This is a genomic window from Thermococcus sp. (assembly GCF_027052235.1).
In the GTDB taxonomy this organism is placed as follows: domain Archaea; phylum Methanobacteriota_B; class Thermococci; order Thermococcales; family Thermococcaceae; genus Thermococcus.
In genome coordinates this window covers 1-4,370 of the sequence record NZ_JALUFF010000032.1, presented here as the reverse complement: position 1 = coordinate 4,370, position 4,370 = coordinate 1, and the positions used below count along the sequence as shown (strand labels likewise).

The following is a 4,370-nucleotide window of genomic DNA, read 5'->3' as shown; positions in this document are numbered from 1 at the left end:
ATATTACTCATTCTAATAAAATACGATTTTAAATTGAAATCTGAATTTTTTAGAAATATAATTTATAAACTGTCTATTGTTAGTAATACCTCACCTGAAAAGTTGAGATATAAATCTGGACATAAAATTAGGGACGTCTAAAATTGAAAAAAAGCTGGAAACGCCGTTGATTCTCGTAAAAATACCCCAGAATGGACAAAAGGGGGATTGGGGATTTACTCTCCCTCTTCCAAAACGGCCTTCGGAATTTCGTTGCCCTGGGGCAGGATTATGAGCTCCCGTCCCTCCACAATCATCTGGGCGACCTTCTTTCTGGCAGAACTCAGGGCCCTCCAGACGGTACCCCGGGAGACTCCCATTTTTGCCCCTGCCTCCTCCTGGGTCAGCCCTTCATAGTCAACCAGCCTCAACGCCTCAAACTCCTCGTACGTCATGAAGATTGGTGGTTTCGGCTGGCTAAGTGGGGGAAGTGCTGGATAGAAGTGTCTAACCTGCGGGATGAACCCGATTACCCTCATCTTTCTCCTCCGGCCTCTTCCGCGTCCCCATCCCATTCCCCGGGGCATTTTCACTCCTCCTTTTCACAGGGTTGGCCAGTTAGGGTTATAACTTTAACGTGGAACTTGGTGTGGTGATACGATGTTTAAAGTCGGCGAGAGAAAGATAGGCTGGCACAAGGACTTTGACAGCTCGCACTTCTTAGCTTTACCCTACGAGAGCAAGTGCCTCAGGATTCACGGCCACACCTACAACGTGGACGTTGAGATATGGGGCGAGCTCAACGAGAACGGCATGATATTCGACTTCAACCACCTCAGCAACCTTGTGAAGCTCCTCGACCACAGAATTCTCGTCAGCGAGGAGTGGATCGTTGGGAGAAAAGACGGAAAGCTTGTGATTGAGAAGAACGGGAAGAGGATAGAGCTTCCGGAAAACGAGGCGGTAGTCCTCGACAAACCAAACGTCACCGCTGAATACATAGCCGAGTGGTTCGCCGAGAGGATAGCAGAGAAAGCCGGTAACAACGTGAGAAAGATAAGGGTCAAAATCTGGGAAGACCCGAGGAGCTATGCGGAGGTCACGCTTGAGCGCTAGCACTTTTTCCTTTCTGGTTTGCTTATGCCGCACTTTTCCCTTAGGGCCCTAAGGTTTTCCTCGGCCTTCTGGAGGAGCTCGTCGTAGTAGTCGGACTCGAACCGCCTAGAGGCCTCTTCAGCCAGGTCTCTTATGACCGTCAGGTAGGCGTTAGCGCTTTCGCAGGCCTCGTTCTCCGCTATGGCGGGCATCATCATCACGAGGTAGCCGATGAAGGAGGAGAGCAACTTTTCCCAGTCCCTTTCAAAGCCGTTCTCGTTGAGCCAGCCCTTCAGGGTTATGAAGACTTTAACTGCAGGCTTGACAACCTGGTACTCGTTGAAGCGCCGGTATCGGATTATCAAGTACTGAAAGAGCGAGATCAGGAACTGACCCACGACTTCCTTCCCCAATGTCCTCTCGGCAAAGCTCTGGAAATCTCTTAGGCCCTTTCCCCCGCTCTCCAGAAAGGCCTTGAGCAGGTTTGGATACGGGGGTGAGAACTGTCTCAAATCTACCTCCTCAAGCTCTATTATCTCGGGGAGGATTGCCATTACAGCCCTTTCCATTCAACCACCCAAACCGTTAAATTCGGGGGGCGTTTATTATTGTTTGGGTGATTCCATGAGGTTCTCAAGGGGGAGGAACTTTCTGTTTCGCATCCCTGAGGGGAGGGAACTTCTGAGCTTTGTTAACGAGTTCGCCGAAAAGCACAACGTTCTCGTCGGAACGGTCAGCGGTATAGGAAGCCTTAGGAACCCGAAGATCGGCTACTTTGATGAGAAGGCTGGAGAGTACAGGGTAATCGAGCTGAGCGGACTTTACGAGCTCGTCTCCCTGAGCGGGAACATAAGCCTGAAAGACGGAAAGCCCTTTGCACATATCCACGTCGCCCTTGGCGGGCCGGATGGCAGGCTCTACGGTGGGCATCTTGTTGAGGGTGAGGTCTTCGTTGCCGAGCTCTTCGTTCAGGAGCTCCTCGGCGAACCGTTGGAGAGGAAGCCTCAGGAGAACGGCCTGGTGCTGTGGGACGCGGAGGGGTAAGGGAGAAGTTATATTGGGACTGTACCCTTCATCCCTCATTTCTCGTAGAAGATCTCGTAGTGCTGGACGTACTTCTCCTTCTCCAGCAAGAATTCGTCGTCTTCGGGATAGTACTTGGCCAGCTCCGGGTTCTCGCCGGCGAACTTCTTTATTGATTCCCACGAGTTCCAGATGGTTACAAGGAGGAAGTGGGTCACGCTTTCTTCATCCCTTCTCGTGAAGTAGAGCTTTATGAGGCCTTCAACCGAGCTGTAGTCGGGGACTGCCCTCTATATCAGAAAGCGCTCGTAGGCGTCGCCCTTTTCCCGTGAAACTATACCGTGCCAGAGCCTCATAATTGCCATGATATCACCTTAGAAGGTTTTGTCTCGGAGGGATATAAATGTTCTGAAAATTTAAAAAGGCGAGAAAAGCTTTAGAACACCGAGTTGAGCCTTCCTCCATCGACAGGAATTATTGCCCCGTTTATATAGCTTCCAAGCTCGCTCGCGAGGAATGCAACGAGGTAGCCTATCTCCTCGGGCTCGCCGAGCCTTCCGAGGGGTATCGGCTTTGCGTAATCGGCTAAAGCTTCTTCAACAGTTTTCCCTTCCCTCTCAGCTCTGTCCTTGGCTAGCTGTATCATCCTGTCCGTCTTTATAATGCCCGGCATTATGCCGTTCACGGTTATTCCCTTCGGCCCAAGCTCCTTGGCAAGAGTCCTCACGAGGCCGGCCATAGAAATCCTGACGACGTTGCTGAGGGCTATGTTTGGAATAGGCTCCTTTATGGCCACGCTCGTGGAGTAGACTATCCTGCCGAAGCCCTTCCGCTCCATGGCCGGAACGAGGGCCTTCGTCAGGTAAACCGCTGGATACAGGAGGAGCTTTACAGCATTTTCCCAGTCGTCCATGCTCATCTCCATGAAGTAGCCGGGTTTTGGCCCGCCGGTGGAGAAGAAAAAGATATCCGGCTCGCCTATGTTTTCGAGCTCTCTAACCGTTCTCTCAAGGTCTTCGCGCTTCGTGAGATCGGCGACGATGTAGTTAACTTCCACGTCGTTCTCGGCCATTATCTTCTCCCTAGCCTTCCTCAGGTTCTCTTCGCTCCGCGAGAGGAGTATTACATCGGCTCCGGCCTTTGCCAGAACCCTTGCGACGCCGAAGCCTATACCCTTGCTTGATGCTGTCGTAAAGGCCAGCTTTCCGGAGAGGTCTATCCCTATCATGAGACCACCACAAAAAGTTGTCTTGGGGGGGTAAAAACGTTTACTGAACGTCCTTGGCCACAAGAAGCAGGAGGGTGTAGTGCCAGATGCTTATCGTTACAGCACCTATGAGCTCCGCAACGGCGACGCCCCTGAAGTGGCCCCTAGCCCACGTCGCCAGAACCCAGCCTGTAAGGAAGAGGATGACGCTGAACCACCCGAAGGCCCGGTCGCCGGAGGTTAAGGCTCCAAGGCCGGTTATCAGGACGCCGAGGCCGGCCGTTATGAAGAAGGCCCAGCTGACGTAGTAGTGCGGTGCCGTTCCTTCGGGAAAGAGACCTATCGTTGCGAGGAAGACTAGGCCGATGATGAAAGTCCATATCCCTGCGCGCTCGATTCCGTTCTTGGCCCTCTCAAGGAGCCCCGTGGCGTAGTAAACCCCGAGGACTGCCGTCGCTATAAGTGAGATGTTGAGAACCCAGTTGTGGGGCAGTCCGAGCTTTCCGAGGTCGCTTATCGCGTTTTCTGTGAGCCTCCACCATGAGCGGTTGATGTGAACAGCGACCCCTATGCCGAGGAAGGCTACGATTGGAGCTAAAAGCCCCGCGTAAAGCTGGGACTTCCTCATGATCTCACCCGGAGAATTAGGGAAGGAAAGGCTAATAAATCTATTCCACGCTTCTAAGGGCCCTCCACACCTCATTCAACTCAATGAGGAGCCAGTACCTCCTTAACTCTGCCTCAGCTTTCTTGTAATCGGGATAATAAGTTCCTACAATCTCCCAGAATCGTCTGGTGTGTCTGGGCTCCCACAGATGGGCGAGCTCGTGGATTATAACGTAGTCCCTGAGGCTTTCCGGCAGGGCCATCAGCATTAGGTTGAAGCTCAGGTTTCGCTTTTTTGAGCAGCTGGCCCACTTGGTCTTCTGGAATCTGATGTAGACCTTTCTGTACTTGACGCCGAGTATCGAGGCGAATAGCCTGACTTTAAAGTCGAGTTCCCTTCTGAGCTGGTCTTTGAGCCACCTCTTCAGGACTTTGAGGTTGTTTTCAGGGAGTATAACCA

8 protein-coding genes are annotated in these 4,370 nt (G+C 52.2%); 2 read left to right on the top strand and 6 right to left on the bottom strand.

All coding sequences use genetic code 11. The annotated features are described in order from the left end of the window. Positions 1-215: 215 nt before the first annotated feature. Complete coding sequence (locus MVC73_RS03775) at positions 216-566, bottom strand: DUF134 domain-containing protein (protein WP_297507073.1); 351 nt, start codon at positions 564-566, stop codon at positions 216-218. A 73-nt stretch (positions 567-639) separates the two neighbouring features. Between MVC73_RS03775 and MVC73_RS03770 the strand changes: the two genes are divergently transcribed. Then, positions 640-1,095: a 6-carboxytetrahydropterin synthase gene (locus tag MVC73_RS03770; protein WP_297507071.1), complete on the top strand. Its 456-nt coding sequence runs from the start codon at positions 640-642 to the stop codon at positions 1,093-1,095. Here MVC73_RS03770 and MVC73_RS03765 read toward each other — a convergent pair. After that, the gene (locus MVC73_RS03765) at positions 1,092-1,643 is read right to left on the bottom strand and encodes a hypothetical protein (protein WP_297507069.1); all 552 of its coding nucleotides are present in this window, start codon (positions 1,641-1,643) and stop codon (positions 1,092-1,094) included. The genes MVC73_RS03770 and MVC73_RS03765 overlap by 4 nt on opposite strands. A 55-nt stretch (positions 1,644-1,698) precedes the next feature. Here MVC73_RS03765 and MVC73_RS03760 point away from each other — a divergent pair, with 55 nt between their 5' ends. Next, a complete protein-coding gene (locus MVC73_RS03760; protein WP_297507067.1) occupies positions 1,699-2,118 on the top strand; it encodes a PPC domain-containing DNA-binding protein in 420 nt (139 codons plus the stop codon). Between the two features lie 35 nt (positions 2,119-2,153). Here MVC73_RS03760 and MVC73_RS03755 read toward each other — a convergent pair whose 3' ends face one another. From MVC73_RS03755 to MVC73_RS03740, 4 genes are all read right to left on the bottom strand, one after another. Next, the gene (locus tag MVC73_RS03755) at positions 2,154-2,315 is read right to left on the bottom strand and encodes a hypothetical protein (RefSeq protein ID WP_297507065.1); all 162 of its coding nucleotides are present in this window, start codon (positions 2,313-2,315) and stop codon (positions 2,154-2,156) included. Between the two features lie 218 nt (positions 2,316-2,533). Continuing rightward, positions 2,534-3,325, bottom strand: coding sequence for an SDR family oxidoreductase (locus tag MVC73_RS03750; RefSeq protein WP_297507062.1), 792 nt, complete (start codon positions 3,323-3,325; stop codon positions 2,534-2,536). Between the two features lie 40 nt (positions 3,326-3,365). After that, positions 3,366-3,932 (bottom strand): DUF998 domain-containing protein, encoded by a 567-nt coding sequence (locus tag MVC73_RS03745; protein ID WP_297507060.1) that lies wholly within the window; start codon positions 3,930-3,932, stop codon positions 3,366-3,368. 40 nt (positions 3,933-3,972) lie between these two features. Further along, positions 3,973-4,370: M48 family metallopeptidase (locus MVC73_RS03740; RefSeq protein ID WP_297507058.1), on the bottom strand; the 398-nt coding region annotated here is incomplete at its 5' end.

Coding starts and splice junctions, on each gene's coding strand:
- MVC73_RS03760 (WP_297507067.1), top strand. CDS start 1,699: ATGAGGTTCTCAAGGGGGAGGAACTTTCTGTTTCGCATCCCTGAGGGG.
- MVC73_RS03775 (WP_297507073.1), bottom strand. CDS start 566: ATGCCCCGGGGAATGGGATGGGGACGCGGAAGAGGCCGGAGGAGAAAG.
- MVC73_RS03765 (WP_297507069.1), bottom strand. CDS start 1,643: ATGGAAAGGGCTGTAATGGCAATCCTCCCCGAGATAATAGAGCTTGAG.
- MVC73_RS03750 (WP_297507062.1), bottom strand. CDS start 3,325: ATGATAGGGATAGACCTCTCCGGAAAGCTGGCCTTTACGACAGCATCA.
- MVC73_RS03745 (WP_297507060.1), bottom strand. CDS start 3,932: ATGAGGAAGTCCCAGCTTTACGCGGGGCTTTTAGCTCCAATCGTAGCC.
- MVC73_RS03770 (WP_297507071.1), top strand. CDS start 640: ATGTTTAAAGTCGGCGAGAGAAAGATAGGCTGGCACAAGGACTTTGAC.